The sequence below is a fragment of the Hyphomonas sp. TMED31 genome, assembly GCF_002172815.1.
Taxonomy (GTDB): domain Bacteria; phylum Pseudomonadota; class Alphaproteobacteria; order Caulobacterales; family Hyphomonadaceae; genus Hyphomonas; species Hyphomonas atlantica.
The window spans coordinates 1-21,831 of the sequence record NZ_NHCK01000081.1 but is presented as its reverse complement, the minus strand read 5'-3'; the positions used below and the strand labels follow the sequence as shown (position 1 = coordinate 21,831).

The window sequence follows — 21,831 nt, the reverse complement described above, 5'->3', positions numbered from 1 at the left end:
CCANATGTGCCAANCACCTCACCNTGCGCGATCGTCCGGATCGTTGAGNCCTGAGGTACGCGNTCAAGCGAGGCGGTNTCGCCTNTCGTCNCCGCGGACCCGCACGCANCCAAAAGAGCGCAAGCCATNATCAGGCCCGCCCAAAAAGCAGGTCTCAGCANTGCATNTTCCTCCCATCATCGTTTCACGCGACGATAGCCAAAAACATTTCAATTGCAATGTTTCTGTGAGCGCGCNCTATCCNGCGGCGCGGGTTTGTCCGGCGTGGAGGGCGCAGATCAGCGTGAACAGGCGNCGGGCCGTGGAAAAGTCGACGTCGATCTTCCCTTCAAGGCGCTCGGCNAGGAGTTCAGACCCCTCATTGTGAATGCCGCGCCGTGCCATATCGATAGCTTCGATCTGGTGAGGTGATTGCGTCCGGATCGCGTCGTAGTAGCTATCGCAGATCATGAAATAGTCGCGGATCACGCCTCGGAACGGGCCAAGCGACAGGATAAATGTATGAACATCTTCGCCCGCTTCGTTGCGGATGGCGAAGACGAGCCGGCGTTCGGCCTTGGAGAGGTTGAGCTGATACGGCCCCTCATCCTTGTCGATCACCTTGAAATGATTGTCTTCCAGCAGATCAAAAATGGCGACGCGGCGCTCATGCTCAGCGTCCGGGCCGGAAGCGCCCAGGGTCTCATCGTCGATATCGACACCGATGAGCCTGTCCGAACTCACCCGTCGGCGTCCCGGTTCGTTCGGATGGAAATGGATCGCGCATGCGCCGGCAAGCGCTCGGCCTCGGCAAGGCGCAAGGCGGCTGGCGCGATCGCAGCGAAGCCTTGCGGCCCGGCCCGCTGTACGCTCATCCGTTTTAAAAAGTCATATAGCCCCAGACCGGACGAGAACCGCGCGGCGCGGCTGGTCGGCAGCACGTGGTTTGACCCGGTGACATAGTCGCCCAGCGCTTCCGGCGTGTGGTGGCCGAGGAACACCGCCCCCGCATGACGTACCAGCGGAAGAAGCGCGTCCGGATCCTCGATGCAGAGCTCCAGATGCTCGGCAGCGATACGGTTGGCAATGCTTGCTGCAGCGTCCAGATCAGGCGCCACGACGATGGCGCCATTATTGGTCCAGCTCTCCCGCGCTCGCTCACCTGTGGCGAGGGAATTCAACTGGTTTTCCACAGCCTTTTCCACAGAGTCTCCCACAGCCTCATCCACAACAATCAGAATGGATTGGCTGCTCGGATCATGCTCTGCCTGCGAGAGCAGGTCTGCGGCCACCCAGTCCGGGTTTGCCGTATGGTCTGCGATGACGAGAATCTCTGAAGGCCCGGCGATCGTATCAATACCCACTCGCCCAAAGACCTGGCGTTTGGCCTCAGCGACAAAGGCATTTCCCGGCCCGACAATCTTGTCGACTGGCGCAAGATTGGACGTGCCATAGGCCAGTGCCGCCACGGCCTGTGCTCCGCCCATCGGGTAAAACTCTTCAACGCCAGCCTTCAGCGCCGCATAGGCGACAGCGGGCGACAATTCGCCTTTCGGGGCTGGCGCGACCATTACGATGCGATCCACTCCGGCAATCTTGGCCGGAACGACATTCATCAATACGGATGACGGATAGCTGGCCCGCCCGCCCGGCACGTAAACGCCAACGCTTTCCAGCGCGGTCCAGCGCCAGCCGAGTTCAACCCCGGCATCGTCGGTGAATTTGTGGTCGTTCGGGCGCTGGGCCGAATGATAGGCCGCGATCCGGTCATGCGCGAAATCAATCGCGTCGCGCAGATCCTGCGGGCATTCAGCCGCCAGCGCGTGCAGATCTACATTGTCCGACTTCAGCGTGGAGGGATCCAGCTGCAAGCCATCAAATTTCGCCGTGTATTCCGCAACAGCTTCACCGCCGCGCTTGCGCACGTCCGCAATGATATCCGCCACGATTTTAGCCACATCGGCGCCTGTGCCGCGTTCCTGTTCGAGGAATTGGGCAAATTCGCCGTTGAAGGCATCAGTGGAGGCGTAAAACCTGCGGACCATGTCTATCTCCGGCGCCGCTCATGATTGGGCAGATGGCGCGTCGGCCACACATAGTCACTGTCGAGCAGGGTTGCATCCAGAACTTCGACGTCCAGTTCGATTTCCCCATCACCAGCAAACAGCAGCGTCACCTTCCCNCCCGGCGGTTCATCCGCCGGGGTAAAGCTGACCTGAAGCAGCGACAGGATCATTTCCGGGTCGACCTTGTTCACGGCGCGGGTTTTCACCCCCATCACACCATCGAACGCCAACAGGGAACGCACGCGTTCGCCATCGCCCCGTTTCGCGCCAGCTTCCCAGCGGAACCTGTTGATTTCCAATGTGAACCGGTTGCGCCGGGACTCATATTTCAGGTTTCCGGCCTTCACGACGCTGTCCTGAATGGCGGCCGAAATGACTTCCAAATCCTCCGCTGTCTCAGCGAGGAGTCTCAGTGAAGTTTGGTCGGCCATCAGCGCCCCTTGATCAGTTCTCAGTCTTCATCCTCGGACCGGCGTTCAATGCTCGCCCCGCAGGCGTTAAGTTTCTCTTCCAGTCGCTCAAATCCGCGATCCAGATGATAGATACGGTTCACCACAGTCTCCCCCTCTGCGGCAAGCCCCGCAATCACGAGTGAGACTGAAGCACGCAGATCTGTTGCCATGACGGGCGCAGCGGTCAATTGCGGCACCCCTTTCACGACAGCTTCCTGCCCGCGTACAGTTATGTCGGCGCCAAGGCGAGACAATTCCGGCGCATGCATGAACCGGTTCTCGAAAATCGTCTCGCGAATGATGCTCGTGCCATCGGCAAGGCTCATCAGCGCCATGAACTGCGCCTGCAAGTCAGTCGGGAAACCGGGGTGCGGCTGGGTCGACACGCTGACGGATTTCAGACGCGATCCGTTNCGTACGATGCGCAACGTGCCGGCCTCTTCATCCGCCTCNACNGTNACGCCTGCTTCGCGCAATTTCGCATTCATCGCNCCGAGCGCAGCAACCGGCGCGCCCTCAAGCGTGACATCCCCGCCGGCAGCCGCGGCTGCCATCGCAAACGTGCCAGCCTCGATCCGGTCCGGCATCACGGCGTGGGTAGTGCCGCCAAGCGTCTCGACGCCTTCGATCCGGATCTTGGAGGTGCCCGCCCCCGTAATCCTGGCGCCCATCGAATTGAGGCAATTCGCCAGGTCTTCGATTTCCGGCTCGCGAGCCGCGTTTTCAAGGACCGTCACGCCCTGCGCCAGTGTCGCCGTCAGCATGGCATGCTCGGTCGCGCCAACGCTTGGCATGGCAAAATTGATATGCGCGCCTTTCAGGCCGTGAATGGCCGCCGCCTTCACATAGCCCTGCTCAACCCGCAAATCCGCACCCATGGCTTCCAGCGCTTGAAGGTGCAAATCCACAGGTCGCGCGCCGATAGCGCACCCGCCCGGCAGCGATACCGTGGCGTGACCAGACCGCGCGATAAGCGGGCCAAGCACGTTGAAGCTCGCCCGCATCTTGCGGACCTGATCGTAAGGCGCGATCGTNCTTTTCAGCTCNGCGGCNTTCAGATGGCAGGTCGACTCGCCNTTCGGCCAGTACACTTCCACGCCNAGCGTCTCCAGCAGCTGCGCCAGAAAGCGTGTATCAGCGAGGTTTGGCATATTGGTGAGCGTGATCGGCTGATCCGTCAGCAGGCACGCAACCATCAGCTTCAGGGCGGAGTTCTTCGCGCCGGAAACCGGAATGCGGCCGTTCAGCTGAGCGCCGCCCTTGATGTGCAATCTATCCATGACTTGCCCTTATACAGCGCTTCGCGGCTTTGGAAGGGCCTGAATGTGGCATCTGCTGCACAGAGTTTATCCAAATATTACCGGCAGTTGTTTCAGGCCACGCAGGCCGGATCGCGGGATCCATTTCAACCTGTCTGGATCAACGCCCAGCGTCAGGCCCGGCCATCCGTCCAGAAGGCAGTCGAACGCAGCCTGCGCCTCGGCGCGCGCCAGATGCAGGCCGAGACAGATATGCGGGCCGCCGCCCCATCCCATGTGCCGGTTCGGGCGGCGCGTCAGGTCTAGCGACACAGGGTCTTCAAAGACGCGGGGATCGAGATTTGCCGCGGCCAGCACCCCCACCAGCCGATCCCCCTGTTTCAAGTGCAGGCCGTGAAATTCCGTGTCTTCCCGTGCGTAGCGCGGCTTGGTCATCTGAACCGGCGCGCAATAGCGGACAAGTTCGTCCACAGCGATGCCGCGCCCATCCTCGTCCATCGCGCGGTAAGCGTCCGCCGCCCCCGGCGTCGTGAGCAACGTATACAGCCCGGTCGAGATGAGATGCTTTGTCGTTTCGTGCCCAGCGATGAAGAGGACGAACACCATCGCGACAAGCTCATCGTCGCTCATGCGCTCGCCATCCGCCTCTGCATGGACCAGTTCCGTCACAAGTCCAGGCCCCGGCTCCCGGCGCACGCGCTCGAATTCGTCTTCCAGCATACGCTGGACCGGGCCGAGCAGGGTCAGTCCACGCAGCACATTGAAGATGTTCGCGGTCGCTGTGAGGCCCTGAAGCAGGGAGTCCAGACGCTCGCGCAGCGCTCCCGAAAAACCCAGCAGGTCATAGATCACGATCAGGGGCAGCTGTCGGCACAGGCCTTCTACCAAATCCGGCTCTCCTGATTTGACCATGTCATGCACCAACGCGTCACAAGCCTCACGAATACGCGGCTTCAGCTCATCAATGGAGACGCGCCGGAAAGGCTGGTCGACCAAGCGCCGGAGCCGTCGATGGTCCGGATCGTCGAGTGACAGCAGATTGTTTGACAGGCGCTTCAGGGATTTCGGCAGGAATTTCATGCCAAAGGGCGAGTCCGCGCCCGCATTGCGCGCGTCCACGGCAAAGCGGTCGGAATCCTTCAGGAATTCCTGGCACTCCGCATGGCCCAGCACCAGCGTGCAGCGGCCCAGAAAGGGCAGTTTCTGAGTGATGAACAAGCTTTCGCCTTGCGCAGGCACGAGGAAATCCTGCGGCGCACGCAGATAGGCCTGCGAGTTGAGCGGAAGGCTCACCCCTTTTCACCGCTGTCTGGCTTTGTCGCCGAGGGCGCCTTCTCCTTGCGAGTCGCGGCCTTGCGCCGGCGCAAATTGGCCCTCAACGCCTCGGCCCGGCGTGCGGCTTTTTCCTGTTCGTTTGGCTTGTCTGTCATGTGAGGTGCTTTTCGCGGCAAAACGGTCTTTTCATGTCTGCCAGCATAAGCTAAAGCCCGCTTTCCATTCCTGCAATGTGCCGCGGTAGCTCAGTGGTAGAGCGCATCATTGGTAATGATGAGGCCGGGAGTTCAATTCTCCCTCGCGGCACCAGGATTTCCCCTCATTTCGCAAGAGATCGCTGACGCGGATGTGGTCCCTCTCGGGAAACGCTGAGCCTCAGTTCGATTTGGCGAAATGGACGTGCATGAGAGACGAGCACGCCGCATGAAATCATGCTCACTCAGGCTCACCATCAAACTTTGGTATATCTTTTGCCTTGCCCTCGCGCGACGCCCGTGAAAACAATTGCCGATCAGTCACGGAAGGAAGCAGCCCACATGAAGGCGTACGTCATTGGAGACTACATCAACACCAAACAACTGGCGCCGGTAGACCGTCCCGATCCGACGCCCGGCCCCGGTGAAGTCCTCATGAAAGTGCGTGCAACCGGTCCAAATGCGCGTGACTTTCAGATCTGGACAACCGGCACCGCCATGGGACCCCCGCCCAGCGAGCGCGTTGTGTGCGCAGACAATGCCGGCGAAGTTCTGGCCGTCGGGGAAGGCGTCACCAATGTAAAGCCTGGCGACCGCATCTCGACGATCCATTACAATCAATGGATCGATGGCCCGTGGGACTTTGAAATGCGGCACATTGATCATGGGCAAACGATTGATGGGTTCATGCAGGAGAAGGCCATTGTATCGGCCGAGGCTGTGGTCAAGCTGCCCGAGAATATCTCCTTTGAAGATGCATCCACCCTGCCCAGCGCAGGACTGACGGCATGGAACGCCGTGGTTGCCACCGGCCAGGTCAAGGCGGGCGAAACCGTTGTCACGATCGGCACGGGCGGAGTTTCCGTTTTCGCCATGCAATGGGCAAAGATGCTGGGTGCACGCGTCATCGTTACCTCGTCCAGCGACGAAAAACTGGCGACGATGAAAGAGCTGGGCGCGGACGATGTCATCAATTACCGGACGCATCCGGAATGGTCCAAACAGGTGATGGAATTAACGGGTGGCCGCGGCGCTGAAGCTGTCATCAACAATGTCGGCACATCTGAAATGGATCAGTGCCTGGAATCCTGCGCATCCGGCGGCCGGATGATGTTTATTGGGCACAGCCCGGTTTCCTCTGACCGCGAAGCCCGCGCGATGCCCCCGCTCCTGCGCCTTCCTTTGCTCATCATCAAGAACATCGATATTCGCGGCGTGATCGTTGGTAGCCGGAAAATGTACGAAGATCTGATCAACGCAGTCTCAAAGCACAACATCAAACCGATCATCGACCGCGTCTACGACTTCGACCAGGCCAACGAAGCCGTCGCCTATATGGCCAGCACCGACAAGATCGGAAAAGTCGTCATTCGCGTGAACTGATCCCTTGCAAATCATCAAGCGCACCGAGCCGACTCCACATCGCCGGCACACTAGGACTTCCCGCGACCACATCTCCCCAAGACCACCACTTTTCTCTTCTCCAAACAAAAAAGGGCGGACCCGAGGGTCCGCCCTTTCGCATTTTGAATAGGTCCCAACCTTAGAAGGTCTTGGACACGCTCACGAAGGCACGACGTCCGCGAATGTCGTATCCTGTGCTGCCCAGTGGCGTGTTACCCGCACTGAATTGCGTTAGGCCGGTATCTGACACTTGCGGAGGCGCTTCATCGAAGATGTTGCGCACACCGCCGGTGATTGACCAAGTATCGCCGGACCAACGTACAGATGCACCATGCTGCCACGTTGCTTCTGTGAAGGTTTTGTACTGACCCTCAAGACCGAAATAGTTCTGCGGATCATTATAGTCGACATCCAAGTCGCCCCGGTTATCATCCTGACGACCAATGAAGGTCGTGAACCATGAATAAGTCCAGTCGCCACGATCAAGACGGAGATTCACGTCACCAACCACGCTTGGATAACCAATCGTTCCATTGAAGTCGTTGTCTGAGATACCAGAAACGAAGTCCGAACCAAACACGTTGATATAACGCTCGAAAGCCCAGTTTACGCTACTTTCGACTGTCAGTTCACCAAAGTTGAAGTCCTTTTGGTAGCGAACCTCGAGATCCAGTCCGCTCTGCTCCTGAGAATCTACGTTCAGAATAGGTGCAGATACGGAAGCAATTGAGTAGTCGTCAGCAGCACCTGTGGCACCGTTGCGTACCAAACGATCACAGAAATCATTCGGGAACACGTTGGTACCGTAACAGCCACCCACGATTTGAGCGCCACTCAGACCTGTGATCTGATCTTCGATCTCTACTTCATAGTAGTCGATTGCAATGTTCAAATCGGCGAAAGTAGGCGTAAAGACGATACCGGCTGTGAACGTGCTACCAGATTCAGCTTCCAAATCTTCACCACCACCGGATGTCGTGACGATCGCAGATCCAGAACCACCAGCATAGTCGTCCGGAACACCGGCGGCTGCGCAGTTAGCACGAATGTTTTGATTCGTCGCCTCACCCCAGTTGATACATGGGTCGATCTGAAGCTGATCCAAGAAGCCTGTTTGGTCTTGCAGGAACAGTTCGAACAACGCTGGAGCGCGGTAGGACGTTCCGTAGCTTGTACGCAGGCGGAGAAGTGGATTGACCTGCCAATTCAGGCCCGCCTTGTAGATGGAGTCGGATCCACCCAAGTCGTACTCGAACGCACGAACAGAGCCAGAAAACTCAACATCTTCAGCCAGCATTTGGCCTTTGAAGATCGGCACATTTACCTCAGCGAACACCTCTGTCACACTGTTGGTGCCTTTGGTAGGCCCGGCCGTTGAAGAACCCCAAATGTCGCCAGATTGGGTCAGTTCGCCCGGATTGTCGTCAATGCTAAACTCTCGGTACTCAGCACCAAGGCCGAGCCCGACTGGACCGGCTGGCAATTCGAATACCTCACCTGCGACAACAGCCGTAAAAGTGGTTTGCTCGTATTCGGTAGTGCCTTCCTGATAACCGCCGATAGCAGCAACCAGCTCGTCCGTGCGCTCACCGGAAAGGAAGCCGGGATCGAAGAGGTCAATGGTCGGAGGGGCAACCAGATCAGGCACACCGTCTCCATTGTAGTCGACAACGCCATCCAGGTTCCAGTCGCCTGACTTGGATGCAAGGATCTCGGAGCCACCGTATGTCCCTTCGCCCAACGAGTAAGTGGCGTCAAGTTTCCAAGACCACCCGTCCAGTACTTCAACTCCGAAGCCACCGGAGAGCGACGAGCTCAAATAGGTGTAATCAACTTCGATCGTATCCACAGTAGGGAATGGAAGGATAGGACGCGCGACATTGTTCGCCGAATTCACGTATGTCGGATCACCGATGTATCCGTACAATGGGTTATTACCGGCGATATTGACGGCAGAACCAACGATAGGGAAGAACTGGCGCCAGCCTTCGACGTCTGTCGTACGACGGCTGAAAAGCGCCTCACTGTCCCAAGACATTCCTGCGATCTCTATGTCAGCAGTACCAAAAATAGAGATGTTTTCGTTGCGCGGAATGAAATCTTGATTGTCCAGGATCGGTGAATCCAGGATATCCTCGTAGTAGGGCTGACCGTTGTCGAGGAACCCGGTACCAACGCGAGGGCGGTAACCCGGCACAGTTGTTCCGTAGACCGTCGGAATTGTCGTTCCTTCCGGAGACGGAACAAGACGTCCGCCGCCATTGAAGATATCAAGCGCGGTGTTGAAATACAGATTGCTACAATTGTTTCGCGGATCGGTTGCCGTCGCAGAGTAATTCAAACGGTCAATCAGACGGCCCGTCGATGGATCGCGAACCAGGTCACGTGGACACGACAAGTAGTCGCGCTGACTNGCATCAAGCTCTTCTGCCAGATTGTATTCTGCAGAGATCGTAAAATCTGCATTGTCACCGAGTTCGAACCCGAATGCGCCACTGATATTGTATTGCTCGCCACCTTCCTCAAAAGGCTGCGTAACCGAGAAGTTCAGCTCGGGGCTATCCACGGAATCACGNGTGATGATGTTAACCACACCACAAACAGCGTCGGAACCGTAGATCGTCGAAGCGCCGTCCTTCAGGATCTCAACACGGGAGATGATGGACTGAGGCACAACGTTCANGTCGAGTGCNGACACNGCACCGCGCGTACCCGAAGGACCCGGGCGCTTTCCGTCCACCAGAATTAGGGTACGGGTGTCACCACAACCGCGAAGGTCGAGCGTCTGCGTACCAACACCACCATTGGTGACGAAGTTCTGGAACGTGTTGTTCAGCTGGGTAGAACCAGAAGCCAGCGAAGAGCCTTGCAGAAGAGCGGCCGTGTCGACCAGACCTTCGAGCGTTGCAACTTCAGCTGTGATCACCTGGATCGGTGAGGACGAGGAAAATTCGTCACGGGCCAACAAAGAACCGGTTACAACGATTTTTTCCTGGCGCGCTTCCTCTTGCGGCGCNTCGTCAATGATTTCCAGAACTTCGTCGGACTCGCCGTCGGCATCCTGAGCTTGAGCCGCGCCGGAAACAACAAGTGCGCCAATGGCAACACTGCCGAATACCGTACGACGGAACAGTCGTTTGTTCATCAGTATTTCCCCTACAGAAATGTTTATGCTCACCTTACGCCCGGTGTTTCCACCCAGCACCCGCCCTCAATTGCGGGCATTACAGCAACGTTGAACGCCTGTTTTAAAACTGACAAGAACACATGACACAAATTTCAGGTTGCAGGCATATTTGCCCAGTTACTGTGATCTTTGCGCCACATTTGTGCCCACNNCCCGTNTGTGGAAACACGTTCCTTTCCCGAAAGTGCATGATTTCCTTGACGCTCAGCCGCCCGGCTTAAATATTGCCACTACTTAATTCGGAGGAATAACTTGATGCGCAGTCGCATTGTTGCCGCTGGCCTTGTCAGCGTGATGGCGGGTGCTTTGTCCGCACAGGCAGACCCCGTCTCTGCTGAAGATTTCGCAAAGCACCCCTCGGTTTCCAGCGTTTCCATGTCTCTTGAAGGGGACATGCTGGTTGGCGTCATCGCTGATCCTACCAATGATGGCGAACAGCGTGCTGCAGCCTACTGGGACNTGAGCGGCGAAATCGATACGACGAAACCGCTTGTTCCGTCGAACATTACGCCGTCGAGCGGCAAAACGAAGTTCTACGCAGCAAGTGCCCTGAAGAACAAGAAATCGCTCTGGTTTACCGTCCAGCCTTACATTGGCGCGCTCGAAGGCTGCGGTGAGGGCAAGACAACCGGATCGACCAAGAAGTACCTCCAGAAAGTCTATATGGGCGATGAGCGCATCAAGAAGATTGATGACCTGCCCGATGGCCGCGCCGAAGTCGGCGCCAACAAGATGCTGCTCCGGTGCTTTGAACTCGTCGGCGAAACGAATATCGAATCCATCCTCCCGCTTGACCCGTCCAAGATCATCATCTCGCGGGCCACGACCAAGAATGGCACAAGCTATTTCGAGCATGATCTTGAGACCGGGCGGGAAAAGTTCCTCATCAAGGCGAGTGAGACCGAGGCAATCTCCATCAACAACCGCACAGGCGAAGTGTTTGCCCGCACTGAGCTGGAATATGAGGACGGCGCATGGCGTCAGTACATCAGCCTGCCGGATGCATCGGGCAACTTCGTGCGCGAAGACGCACTAAGTCGGGAGATCGCAAACCGGTATAATCTGGACGTGCTATCCAAGATCGAGGACACCCAGACATACTACGTCGCGACGGATAAATTCGACGACAAGGTCACGATCTATACTTATGACGCCAACACCGACACGTTCGGGGATGAACCCGTGTTTGCGCACCCCGAATTCAACGCAGGCGGCATGATCTTTTCGAACCGCAAAGAAGATTTCGGTCGAATTCTCGGCTTCACCTATGACGGTCCGGTTCGGGAAACCTTCTGGATCGACCCGGAAATGAAGAGNATCCAGGACGGCCTCGACGCGGCCTTCCCAGGCAAGAATGTCGTGCTGAACGACTACACAGCGGATCGCAATCGCGTTCTCTTCACGGTCAGCGCCCCGGAAATGGCACCNGCCTACTTCCTGCTCGTCGACAAAGCGAAGGTGGCGGTCATCGGATCTCAGCGTCCTTGGCTGAAAGAAGAAGATCTGGGCAAAGGCAAATTCGTCTACTACTCCGCCCGCGACGGCATGAAAATTCCGGCAATCCTTACGATGCCAGCTGGCTACGAAGATGGCGATAAGGCCAAAGGCGCCATTATCGTCCCTCATGGCGGCCCCTGGGCACGCGACAGCGCTGGCTTCGATAGCTCTGGCTGGACGCAATATTTCGCGAGCCGCGGCTATATCGTGATGCAGCCTCAATACCGCGGAAGTGATGGCTGGGGCCGGGAACTCTGGCTGGCTGGCGACAAGGAATGGGGCCAGAAGATGCAGGACGACAAGGATGACNGNGCNGCCTGGCTNGTCNNGCAATGGCTATGTNGATGCCGACAAGATNGCCATCCACGGNTATTCNTATGGNGGCTTCGCNGCNNTCGCNGCNTCNGTNCGNCCGAACAGCCCNTATCNNTGCGCNATTGCNGGNGCNGGCGTNTCNAACCTNGCCAANCTNGGNAATGANTGGGGCNACAACCGCATCCAGCGCATCGTTCANGGTGATACGGTGACCGGAATGGACCCGATGCAAAACACCGACAAGATCAATATCCCAATCCTGATCTATCACGGTGACTACGACGTCCGTGTACCAATCTTCCATAGCCGCGAGTTCTACAACGCGATCAAGAACAAACAGCCTGGAAGTAAATTCATCGAGCTAAAAGAGATGGGTCACCAAAGCTCGAAATGGCTGCCGGAGCACAAGGAACGCGTGCTGGAGGAAATTGAAACCTTCCTCAACACAACCTGCGGCATGTAAGACGCAGATCAGCCTCTAAATCAGAAAGGGCGGCCCCTTGGGTCCGCCCTTTTTCTTTTGTCTCTGACCATGTGCAGGGATCAGGCCAGAGTTTTTTTCAGGGCGGTTGCCCAGCCGCGGCGGAGGCGGGCGGATGCGGTCTTTTCCATTTGGGGCTCGAACCGCGTGCCGGGAACTGTGCGGCTGGCCCAGTCATCGACGGATAGCCAGCCAAGCTGCATCGCTGCCAGAGCTGCTGCACCAAGCGCTGTCATCTCGCGATAGTCCGGCCGCAGAATAGGCCGTTCGCAAATGTCGGCAATGAACTGCATCAGCCAGTCATTCGCCACCATACCGCCATCAACGCGCAGCTCCTTGATCGCGACACCGTCGGCCTCGAATGCGTCGAGCAGATCCCGCGTCTGATATGCAACCGATTCAAGGCCCGCGCGGACCAGATGCTCCGCAGTCGTGGCCCGCGTGATGCCCGTAATTGTGCCGCGGGCATCCGCTTCCCAATGCGGCGCCCCGAGTCCGGTAAAGGCCGGCACGATGTAGACACCGCCATTGCCCGGCAGGCTGGCCGCTATTTCCGCGCTTTCCGCTGCATCCTCAATCAGGCGCAAATCATCGCGAAGCCATTGCACGATTGTGCCGGCGTTGAAGATCGACCCTTCCAGCGCCATTGCCCCCCTGCCCNGCGCTTCATANCCAATNGTGCCCAGCAGGCGNTTGACCGATTGCGGACGATCCTGCCCGCAATTGGCCACCAGGAACGCCCCGGTGCCATATGTAATCTTGGCGGTTCCCACATCCAGGCAAGCCTGACCAACAAGCGCAGACTGCTGGTCGCCCGCCGCTGACAGAATCGGCAATGCCTTTCCGAGCAAGGCCGCATCACTCGTCCCAAAATCATCCGCATTCTGTCTTATCTCTGGAAGCAGGGATTTCGGCACCCCCAGAAGGCTGCACATGGAATCGCTCCAGCCAGCATCCCCGCCCAGGCCAAGCCGGTAGAGCAAGGTCCGCGATGCATTGGTCACGTCCGTCACATGGGATGCGCCGCCGGTCAGCTTCCATATCAGGAAGCTCTCGATTGTGCCGAAGGCCAGCTCTCCCGCCTCGGCACGCGCGCGAGCGCCATCCATATTATCCAGTATCCAGCCAATCTTCGTGCCGGAAAAATAGGGATCGATCAGAAGGCCCGTCTCTTCGTGCACGGCGGCNTCATGACCCNNCTTGCGCANAGCNGTCNCANGTNTCNGCCGTGCGACGNTCCTGCCAGATGATNGCNGGNGCGANGGGNTTNCCNGTNNCNCGATCCCAGACNAGCGTCGTCTCGCGCTGNTTGGTNATNCCGATNCCNGCAATNCGNTCNACNCCGCCCGCNTCNGCNATCGCNNNNCGGCANACNNCNANNGTCTTNTCCCAGATCTCCTCGCCGTCCTGCTCGACCCANCCATCATTCGGATANGNCAGCGGCACNTCNTNNTGNGCNAGCGCGACNTCATTCAGNTCGCGNTCNAANACNATNGCNCGNGTGGANGTGGTGCCCTCATCAATGACGAGAATATAGTCGCCCATGTCGCCTGCCCTCTGGTGTTTGAGACAGGATGGACCGGTGCGCGCCTGCCGGTCAACGCGCGTTTCGCTGTGCCCCGCGATCCCCGAACCACCAAAGTGTCGCCGCGGTTGCCGCGAATGTGGCTGTCTCGACGATCTTNGCCTGCTCGGTCTCAGGCGACGCGAGAAACACAAGCCACGTGATCAGCCATAGTAGCAGGGTCAGCACGGGCCGGGTCAGCGCGCGCACGGCATTCACCCAGGCATAGCTTTCCCCGATGGAGGCCTCTGCCTGCATCGACGCCGCCAGCCCCTGCCAGCGACCAGAGGTTTCGGCCAGCCGCTCTGCTGCTTCGCTCTCTTCCCGGCGCGCCTGCAATTCGAGCCCGGCAAGGTGGGCCTCATGTTGCCACCGGGCCCGCTCATGCGCCTGCGACTGGCGCTGTTCGAAGTATCCCGCGGCCCGACCGATCACCGTACCGAGCAGGCCGAACACACCGCCCCCTGCCGCACTCGCGGCCAGACCGATCAGCTCCGCCATTTCGACCGGCTCCTCTTATAGTACCAGCGCGCGGGCTGTTCGCGCCGGTCCAGATGCAGGAAGTTTCGCCCAAGACCCATGCCGGTGAACCCGAGCTCCTCTGCCGCAGAGAGGAGCGCGAACCGGTCATGGCCGATCAGGGAAATGTCGACGGCCAATTCCAGATGTCGGGATTGCCGCGCGCCGCCAATCTCTGTGTTCCATCCTTCACACCGATGACCGGAATTGATGAACAAGGGTCGCCCGACCCGTGCGCGCAATGCCTCCAGTGAGTCGAGGAAGTCGGGGTCATGCCAATATTCGCCTTCGCAGAGCTGGCCGGCACATTTGCAGGCAAGTTCTCTGGGCGAAAAATGCGGCCAGCGCCAGCCATGCGCATCGAACAGGGAGACAGACGGGATCAACATGTCCCGAGGCTGACACGGGCCAGCCTCTGCCGGATTGGAAACTGCGCAAAAAAAACAACGCCCCTGAAATCACTCGGATCTCAGGGGCGTCTTCAATGTAGAGAGCGGGGAGAAGAGGAATCTACTCCGCAGCCACCGGAGCAACGCCGAACGCCTGACGATTGGCAAGGGCCGCGCGGGCCTCGTCATATTCCCTTGCCAGCTTGTCGACGAATTCCGCCGTCGGCATCCGCTTGTCGATGGCACCAATGCCTTGGCCACACCCCCAGATATCTTTCCAGGCCTTGGCTTCCTGATTGCCGCCGGATCCGAAATTCATCGCGCTCGGATCACTCTCAGGCAGATTGTTGGGGTCAAGCCCGGCCTTTGAAATGGATGGTGCGAGGTAATTGCCATGCACGCCGGTGAACANGTTCGAATAGACAATGTCGCCCGCTTTGGAATCGACAATCATGTCCTTGTATCCATCAACAGCGTTCGCTTCGTCGCACGAGATGAAGGCCGAGCCGATATAGGCGAGATCCGCGCCGAGCGCCTGCGCCGCTGCGATGGACCCGCCATTGGCGATGGAGCCCGACAGCGCAAGTGGTCCGTCAAAGAATTGGCGGATCTCCTGAATCAGCGCGAAAGGCGACAGGGTGCCCGCATGGCCACCTGCCCCGGAGCAGACGGCGATCAGACCATCTGCGCCCTTCTCCAGCGCCTTGTGCGCGAAGACAACATTGATGATGTCGTGCAGCACGATACCACCATAGGAGTGGATGGCATCATTCACTTCCTGACGCGCGCCCAATGATGTGATCACCACTGGCACCTTGTACTTCACGCACATTTCCACGTCATGATCGAGGCGGTTGTTCGTCTTGTGGACAATCTGGTTCACCGCAAAGGGCGCCGCCGGGCGATCCGGGTTCTTTTCATTGTATTCGGCCAGTTCTGTCGTGATCTTGTCGAGCCACTCGTCAAGCACGTGTTCCGGCCGGGCGTTCAGCGCCGGGAAACTGCCGACCACGCCCGCCTTGCACTGGGCGATCACGAGGTCCGGATTTGAGATGATAAANAGTGGCGACCCGATGACCGGGATGCGCAGGTTCTGGAGAATGGGGGGCAGTGCCATGAGAAATTACCTCACCTGATAACGACGTCGTTTACGTAAACGGAAACTATCGCTTGATCCATGTTGGGCAAGGCGTGACGTTGCGGAGACCTCTTGCCCTCAACTGCTGTTCAGGCCAGAGTACCGGGCATCCACAACAGTGCCAAAGAATTTTGTCCGAGGGAGAAAAACGGAATGCGAAACTTCAGCCTGACTTTTGGTAGCGCTATCATACTNGCAGCAGCGGCTGCCTGTTCCGGCGAACCGNCAGACCAGNGCGCCGACACAGAGGTCGCCACACCACCCGCCGAAGTCTCAGAAACAGCTGACACCGAACCATCGGAGTCGAAATATCTTGTCCAACCGCTTGTCTCCGGAATCTTCACCGCAGACCCGTCGGTGCACGTTTGGGACGATGGCCGCATCTATGTCTATCCAAGCCACGACTATGACGCCGGCATCCCTGAAGATGATCTCGGCAGCCAGTATGCGATGCGCGACTATATCGTCCTCTCGATGGATGAAGTCGGCGGCGACGTGACCATCCACGATGTTGCGCTGGATGTGGACGATGTCGCCTGGGCCGCGCAGCAGATGTGGGCCCCGGATGCCGCGCACAAGGATGGCAAATACTATCTCTACTTCCCGGCCAAGGATGCCGATGGCGTCTTCTATATCGGCGCCGCCGTCTCTGACAGTCCGACGGGCCCGTTCACCGCTGAGCCGGAACCGATCGAAGGTTCGTTCTCGATGGACCCGAGCGTCTTCGAAGATACGGATGGCGAATACTACATGTATTTCGGCGGCATCTGGGGCGGCCAGCTGCAACGCTGGGCGACAGGCGAATACAATGCTGATCCAAGCCTCAATACCGATCTCGTCAATGATGATCCCCTGACCAATGATGACGAAGCCGGCCAGCCGGACGATGTCGCCCTGATGCCGAAAATCGCCCGCATGGGTGACGACATGGTGTCCTTTGCAGAAGCCCCGAAGGACGTGATGATCCTTGATGAGAATGGCGATCCAATCAAAGCGAAGGACCATGCCCGTCGCTTCTTCGAGGCGGCCTGGGTCAACAAGATTGGCGACAAATACTACCTCTCCTATTCAACAGGCGATACGCATCTGATCGTCTATGCGACAGGCGACAGTCCCTATGGCCCGTTTACCTATCAGGGTGTCGTCAATCAGCCAGTTGAAGGTTGGACCAATCACCACTCAATCTTCGAGCATGACGGGAAATATTATCTGGCCTATCACGACGTTCAGCTGAGCGGGAAAAGCCATTTGCGCAATGTGAAGATTGCCGAACTGACGATCAACGAAGACGGCACGATCGAGCCCATCGATCCGATGCCGGGCGAATAATCACGCCCGCCTGTCCGACGAAAAAGAAGCCGGTACGGAATTCCCGTACCGGCTTTTTCAGTTTGCGCGACTAATAACTCTCACGCATTGGAGAGAACTTCCGACTGGCCGGGGATCCCTCATCCCCCGACCAGCCGGTCCTGCATCATGGCCAACCAGCTTTGCTGGCGATGAAGCATGGATACGATGTCCTCTGAATCCCCGTCTTCAATGAGACGATCCATCCAGAAGCCCAGAATGCGGGTGTGCGTTTCCATCCAGTCCCTCAAGGCTTCGTGCCGGGCTCCTGCCGCCGCGAGCGGCTCTGAAACAGGCTGAAACGGCAAGAGCTTGGCGGACATGACTCACTCCCTATCTGAGAACAATTCTCATTCTCATGGAGTCGAAGAAGAGAGTCAAGCGACCAAGTGTCCTTGACCTATCGTTAGCAGTTCACAAGCGCCCCCGGATTGGACTAAATCCCCGGCATGGCAGATGATCTCCTTCCCCTGAGCAGCGGGTTTCCCGACGCCACCGAAGCCGAATGGCTCGCCAGCGTCGACAAGGTCCTGAAGGGCCGCGGCATTGATTCGATTACACGCAAAACCGTGGACGGGCTGGAGATCCACCCGCTCTATCGAGAGAGTAACTTCCCCGCAGCCACCGACCCGCTGGGCGCGCCAGGCGCGGCCCCGTATCTCCGCGGACCCACCGCCGCGCCAGACCGGTTTGCGCCCTGGGATATTCGTCAGGCATTCGCGCATCCATCACCGGTCACAGCGAATGAAGAAATCCTGCGTGATCTTGAGCGCGGGGTCATGTCCGTCGAACTGAAGCTCGATTGCACCGGCGCAAATGGCGTACAGATCACCACGCTGGAAGATCTCCGCACAGCGCTGAAAGGCCTTCGCGCCGACATCGCCCCTATCGCACTTGACCATGGCGCAGGCTCTGGTGTCACCGCGGCCACGCTGCTCGGTCTGTGGGGACAGGAGCAAGATACTCCCGCCAGTCAGAAATTCGATTTCAACATGGACCCGCTCGGCTGCCTTGCCCGCACGGGCAAGCTGTCCGGGGGACTGAACGCCACCTTTGCGCGCCTCTCGGCAGCGGCCAACAGCCTTGGCGACGCCTATCCGGAAGCCGGCCTGATCCGCATTGATGCCCGCATGGTGCATGAAGCTGGCGGCTCCGACGCGCAGGAGCTGGCCGCCCTGATCGCCAGCGCCGTGGACACGCTGCGCCGGCTGGACAATCGCACGGATATCTCTGCGCTTGTCCCACGCATGAGCTTCGCAATCGCGCTCGACAGCAATTACGGTCTCGGTGTCGCAAAACTACGCGCAGCCCGTCGTCTCTGGGCGCGTATTCTTGACGCCATGGAGCTGCAACCTGTTCCCATGCGTTTGCAGGCTGTCTCGTCTGGTCGCATTTTGTCGCGTTATGACGCCTGGACGAACATGCTGCGCACGACGGCGGCGGCGTTTGCGGGTGCAGTGGGCGGCGCAGACATTCTCACCATCCGCCCCTTCAATGAGGCGCTCGGCATTCCCGAAGGCCTCGGGCGGCGCATCGCGCGGAACACGCAATTGATCGCGATGGAAGAAAGCCAGCTTGGCCGCGTGGCCGACCCGACCGGCGGCGCATGGTTTACCGAAACCTTTGCGGACGATCTGGCCGAAGCAGCCTGGAAGGAATTCCAGACCCTCGAAGCCGAAGGCGGCTATGCCGACTCCCTGATCGCGGGCAGCTTCCAGAAACGGATCGCCGAGAAGCGCGAGGCGCGCGCCAAGGACATCGCCAAACGCAAGGTTCCGATCACGGGCGTCAGCGAGTTCCCGCTGCTGGACGAGATCGCCGCGCCGGTCGCGGACGCGCCCTCCGTCACGCCAAAGGACGGCATCTCGAACGAAGGCTTCGCGCGTTTCGTGACGGCTGACCTGCCCGCAGACGAGGCCGATGCCACCGCCGAAGCCCTGCCGCGCATTCGTCTTGCGGAAGACTATGAAGCCCTGCGCGATGCGGCGAGTGCTGCGCCCAAGCGCCCAAGCATCTTCCTGGCGACGCTCGGCCCGCTTGCCGAACACAATGCCCGCGCAGACTTTGCCCGAAACCTCTTCGCCGCTGGCGGCCTTGAGGCGACGCAGCCCCCTGTGCCGCCGCAATCCCCATCCGAAGCCGCCGCCGCGTTCAAGGCCTCCGGCAGCAAGATCGCCTGCATCTGCGGTGCCGATGCGCGCTACGAAGACGAAGCCGTCGAAACCGCCAAGGCGCTGAAAGCCGCTGGCGCGCTGCATGTCTGGCTCGCTGGCAAGTTCGAAGGCGACAGCATCGATTCCAGCATCTTCATGGGCTGCGATGTGCTACACACGCTGAAACTCGCCCACGCAAATTTGGGAGTGGCCCAATGACCAATTTCCCCGACTTCACGAAACTCGATCTCGGCACGCCAGATGCAAAGGCCAAGTCGCCAGACCTTGGCGAGGCTTGGGAGACGCCGGAAGGTGTCGCCGTCAAATCCACCTATACCGCCGACGACCGCAAGGGGCTCGACTTTCTGGACGATTATCCAGGCCTTGCCCCCTTCGGACGCGGGCCTTACCCGACCATGTATACGAACCAGCCCTGGACGGTTCGTCAGTATGCTGGCTTCTCCACGGCGGAAGACTCCAACGCCTTCTATCGCCGCAACCTCGCCGCCGGTCAGAAAGGCCTTTCGGTCGCCTTCGACCTGGCCACACACCGCGGTTATGATTCCGACCATGTCCGCGTGTCCGGGGATGTCGGCATGGCGGGCGTCGCCATCGACTCCATCTATGACATGCGCACCCTCTTCTCCGGCATTCCGCTGGACAAGATGTCGGTTTCCATGACGATGAACGGCGCGGTGCTGCCCATCCTCGCGCTCTACATCGTCGCTGCTGAGGAACAGGGTGTCGGCCCGGAAAAGCTCGCCGGAACCATTCAGAACGACATTCTGAAAGAATTCATGGTGCGGAACACCTATATCTATCCGCCCAAACCGTCGATGCGGATCATTTCGGACATCTTTGCCTACACCTCGCAGAACATGCCGAAATTCAACTCGATCTCGATTTCCGGCTACCACATGCAGGAAGCGGGCGCTTCTGCCGATCTGGAGCTGGCCTACACGCTCGCAGACGGCATTGAGTACATCCGCGCCGGTGTCGCTGCCGGCCTCGATGTCGATGCCTTTGCGCCGCGCCTGTCCTTCTTCTGGGCCATCGGCATGAACACCTTCATGGAAGTCGCCAAGATGCGCGCCGCGCGCCTGCTTTGGGCAAAGCTCGTGAAGGAAGAGTTCAACCCGAAGAACCCGAAATCCCTCAGCCTGCGGACACACTCGCAAACCTCCGGCTGGTCCCTGACCGCGCAGGACGTCTACAACAATGTCATCCGCACCTGCCTTGAGGCCATAGCAGCCACGGGCGGCCAGACCCAGTCGCTGCACACGAACAGCTTCGATGAGGCCCTCGCCCTGCCGACCGACTTCTCCGCCCGGATCAGCCGCAACACGCAGCTTTTCCTGCAACAGGAAGGCGGCGCCTGCCAGACGATCGACATGTGGGGCGGCTCCTACTATGTCGAACGCCTGACGCACGACCTTGCCGAAAAGGCCCTCGCCCATATCGCCGAAGTCGAAAAGATGGGCGGCATGGCCAAGGCCATCGAGGAGGGCCTGCCCAAGCTGCGCATTGAAGAAGCCGCGGCCAATACGCAGGCGCGCATCGACAGCGGCACGCAGACCGTGGTCGGCGTGAACAAATTCCTTCTGGACGAGGAAGAAGACGTCCCTGTGCTGAAGGTAGACAATGCCGCCGTGCGCCGTATGCAGCTGGACAAGCTGGCTCGCCTGAGATCCGAACGCGACGAGGCAGAGGTCACCGCCAAGCTGGACGCAATCGCCAGGGCCGCCGCCGGCACCGAGGGCAATTTGCTCGCGCTAGCCGTGGACGCCGCCCGCGCGAAGGCCACGGTGGGCGAGATTTCCGAAGCTGTCGAGCGCAGCCAGGGCCGCCACCAGGCTGTCATCCGCTCCATCAAGGGCGTCTATGGCGGCGGCGTGAAGGGCGACGACAAGGCCGAGGCCGCCGCAACGCTTGCTTCAGATTTCGAGAAGAAACATGGCCGCAAACCGAAGGTCTACATTGCCAAGATGGGTCAGGACGGACATGACCGTGGACAGAAGGTTGTCGCCTCCGCTCTGATGGACCTCGGCTGGGATGTCGAGATCGGCCCGCTGTTCCAAACACCGGAAGAGGCCGCCGGCGACGCTCGAAAGGCCGGGGTCGACATTGTCGCCGCCTCCTCGCTCGCGGCGGGCCACCTCACGCTGGTGCCGGAACTGAAACGCGCGCTCGGCAATGAAGGCGCGGCGCACACGCAGATCATTGTCGGCGGCGTGATTCCGCCACAGGATTTCGACGCGCTCTACGCCGCCGGCGCTTCCGCCATCTTCCCGCCGGGCACCGTCATCGCCGACAGCGCCATCCGCATGCTGGAAGTGCTGGACGGAGACGACGGCGCGAAGACAGCGGCGGAGTGAAGGAACGGGCGTCCACCGCAGGTTATGCCGAGGAGGCGCCCGACCTGTTTGTGCGCTATGAGGCGCGCGACGCGGCGGCGGTGCATGCGCCGTGGGCGGAGTTCCTGCCCAAGCCGCCTGCTCGCGTCCTGGACATTGGCGCTGGCACGGGACGGGATGCAGCCTGGTTCGCACGCACGGGTCATTCCGTGCTCGCGGTCGAGCCTGTCGACGCCCTGCGTACTGGCGCAGCCGAGC

The 21,831-nt window shown here is 59.3% G+C and carries 18 protein-coding genes, 1 tRNA gene and 2 pseudogenes; 8 read left to right on the top strand and 13 right to left on the bottom strand.

Features of this window, described 5'->3' with window-relative positions; genetic code table 11:
- Positions 1–237 precede the first annotated feature (237 nt).
- From CBB91_RS12120 to CBB91_RS12095, 6 genes are all read right to left on the bottom strand, one after another.
- Positions 238–723, bottom strand: coding sequence for a UPF0262 family protein (locus tag CBB91_RS12120; protein ID WP_035551596.1), 486 nt, complete (start codon positions 721–723; stop codon positions 238–240).
- Positions 720–2,024: a histidinol dehydrogenase gene (gene hisD, locus CBB91_RS12115; protein ID WP_035551599.1), complete on the bottom strand. Its 1,305-nt coding sequence runs from the start codon at positions 2,022–2,024 to the stop codon at positions 720–722. Before hisD ends, CBB91_RS12120 begins: the two co-directional genes overlap by 4 nt.
- A 2-nt stretch (positions 2,025–2,026) precedes the next feature.
- Complete coding sequence (locus CBB91_RS12110) at positions 2,027–2,476, bottom strand: DUF2948 family protein (RefSeq protein WP_272982146.1); 450 nt, start codon at positions 2,474–2,476, stop codon at positions 2,027–2,029.
- A gap of 20 nt (positions 2,477–2,496) precedes the next feature.
- Positions 2,497–3,777: a UDP-N-acetylglucosamine 1-carboxyvinyltransferase gene (murA, locus tag CBB91_RS12105; RefSeq protein ID WP_273014224.1), complete on the bottom strand. Its 1,281-nt coding sequence runs from the start codon at positions 3,775–3,777 to the stop codon at positions 2,497–2,499.
- Positions 3,778–3,843: 66 nt separating this feature from the next.
- Positions 3,844–5,049, bottom strand: a complete 1,206-nt coding sequence (locus CBB91_RS12100) for a cytochrome P450 (RefSeq protein ID WP_273014223.1) — start codon at positions 5,047–5,049, stop codon at positions 3,844–3,846.
- A complete protein-coding gene (locus tag CBB91_RS12095) occupies positions 5,046–5,186 on the bottom strand; it encodes a hypothetical protein (protein WP_164473914.1) in 141 nt (46 codons plus the stop codon). Before CBB91_RS12095 ends, CBB91_RS12100 begins: the two co-directional genes overlap by 4 nt.
- A 79-nt stretch (positions 5,187–5,265) precedes the next feature.
- On the opposite strand from CBB91_RS12095, the gene CBB91_RS12090 reads away from it, so the two are divergent.
- Together CBB91_RS12090 and CBB91_RS12085 are read left to right on the top strand one after the other, a co-directional pair.
- Positions 5,266–5,340: transfer RNA gene (locus CBB91_RS12090), tRNA-Thr, on the top strand.
- Between the two features lie 227 nt (positions 5,341–5,567).
- Positions 5,568–6,608, top strand: coding sequence for an NAD(P)-dependent alcohol dehydrogenase (locus tag CBB91_RS12085; protein ID WP_273014222.1), 1,041 nt, complete (start codon positions 5,568–5,570; stop codon positions 6,606–6,608).
- Positions 6,609–6,768: 160 nt separating this feature from the next.
- On the opposite strand, the gene CBB91_RS12080 is transcribed toward CBB91_RS12085, so the two are convergent.
- On the bottom strand, positions 6,769–9,774 hold the full coding sequence (locus CBB91_RS12080) for a TonB-dependent receptor (protein ID WP_273014221.1): 3,006 nt from the start codon (positions 9,772–9,774) through the stop codon (positions 6,769–6,771).
- Between the two features lie 297 nt (positions 9,775–10,071).
- Between CBB91_RS12080 and CBB91_RS12075 the strand changes: the two are divergent.
- Positions 10,072–11,793 (top strand): annotated as a pseudogene (locus CBB91_RS12075) (prolyl oligopeptidase family serine peptidase).
- Positions 11,675–12,091: a prolyl oligopeptidase family serine peptidase gene (locus CBB91_RS12070; protein WP_273014225.1), complete on the top strand. Its 417-nt coding sequence runs from the start codon at positions 11,675–11,677 to the stop codon at positions 12,089–12,091. Before CBB91_RS12075 ends, CBB91_RS12070 begins: the two are co-directional and overlap by 119 nt.
- An 80-nt stretch (positions 12,092–12,171) precedes the next feature.
- Here the strand turns inward: CBB91_RS12070 and CBB91_RS12065 are convergent, their stop codons facing one another.
- From CBB91_RS12065 to CBB91_RS12045, 5 genes and pseudogenes are all read right to left on the bottom strand, one after another.
- Positions 12,172–13,290 (bottom strand): FGGY-family carbohydrate kinase, encoded by a 1,119-nt coding sequence (locus CBB91_RS12065; RefSeq protein ID WP_273014220.1) that lies wholly within the window; start codon positions 13,288–13,290, stop codon positions 12,172–12,174.
- A gap of 7 nt (positions 13,291–13,297) precedes the next feature.
- Positions 13,298–13,654 (bottom strand): annotated as a pseudogene (locus CBB91_RS12060) (FGGY family carbohydrate kinase).
- A gap of 52 nt (positions 13,655–13,706) precedes the next feature.
- A complete protein-coding gene (locus CBB91_RS12055) occupies positions 13,707–14,174 on the bottom strand; it encodes a hypothetical protein (RefSeq protein ID WP_273014219.1) in 468 nt (155 codons plus the stop codon).
- Positions 14,162–14,581, bottom strand: coding sequence for a D-Ala-D-Ala carboxypeptidase family metallohydrolase (locus tag CBB91_RS12050; protein WP_273014218.1), 420 nt, complete (start codon positions 14,579–14,581; stop codon positions 14,162–14,164). Before CBB91_RS12050 ends, CBB91_RS12055 begins: the two co-directional genes overlap by 13 nt.
- A 121-nt stretch (positions 14,582–14,702) precedes the next feature.
- On the bottom strand, positions 14,703–15,698 hold the full coding sequence (locus CBB91_RS12045; protein ID WP_273014217.1) for a nitronate monooxygenase family protein: 996 nt from the start codon (positions 15,696–15,698) through the stop codon (positions 14,703–14,705).
- Between the two features lie 174 nt (positions 15,699–15,872).
- Between CBB91_RS12045 and CBB91_RS12040 the strand changes: the two genes are divergently transcribed.
- Positions 15,873–17,048 (top strand): glycoside hydrolase family 43 protein, encoded by a 1,176-nt coding sequence (locus tag CBB91_RS12040; RefSeq protein ID WP_273014216.1) that lies wholly within the window; start codon positions 15,873–15,875, stop codon positions 17,046–17,048.
- Positions 17,049–17,167: 119 nt separating this feature from the next.
- Here the strand turns inward: CBB91_RS12040 and CBB91_RS12035 are convergent, their stop codons facing one another.
- Complete coding sequence (locus CBB91_RS12035) at positions 17,168–17,389, bottom strand: hypothetical protein (protein ID WP_273014215.1); 222 nt, start codon at positions 17,387–17,389, stop codon at positions 17,168–17,170.
- Between the two features lie 126 nt (positions 17,390–17,515).
- On the opposite strand from CBB91_RS12035, the gene CBB91_RS12030 reads away from it, so the two are divergent.
- The 3 genes from CBB91_RS12030 to CBB91_RS12020 form a co-directional block, all read left to right on the top strand.
- Positions 17,516–19,438, top strand: a complete 1,923-nt coding sequence (locus CBB91_RS12030) for a methylmalonyl-CoA mutase family protein (protein WP_273014214.1) — start codon at positions 17,516–17,518, stop codon at positions 19,436–19,438.
- Positions 19,435–21,594 (top strand): methylmalonyl-CoA mutase, encoded by a 2,160-nt coding sequence (gene scpA, locus CBB91_RS12025; protein ID WP_273014213.1) that lies wholly within the window; start codon positions 19,435–19,437, stop codon positions 21,592–21,594. Before CBB91_RS12030 ends, scpA begins: the two co-directional genes overlap by 4 nt.
- Positions 21,591–21,831: methyltransferase domain-containing protein (locus CBB91_RS12020; RefSeq protein ID WP_273014212.1), on the top strand; the 241-nt coding region annotated here is incomplete at its 3' end. The genes scpA and CBB91_RS12020, both read left to right, overlap by 4 nt.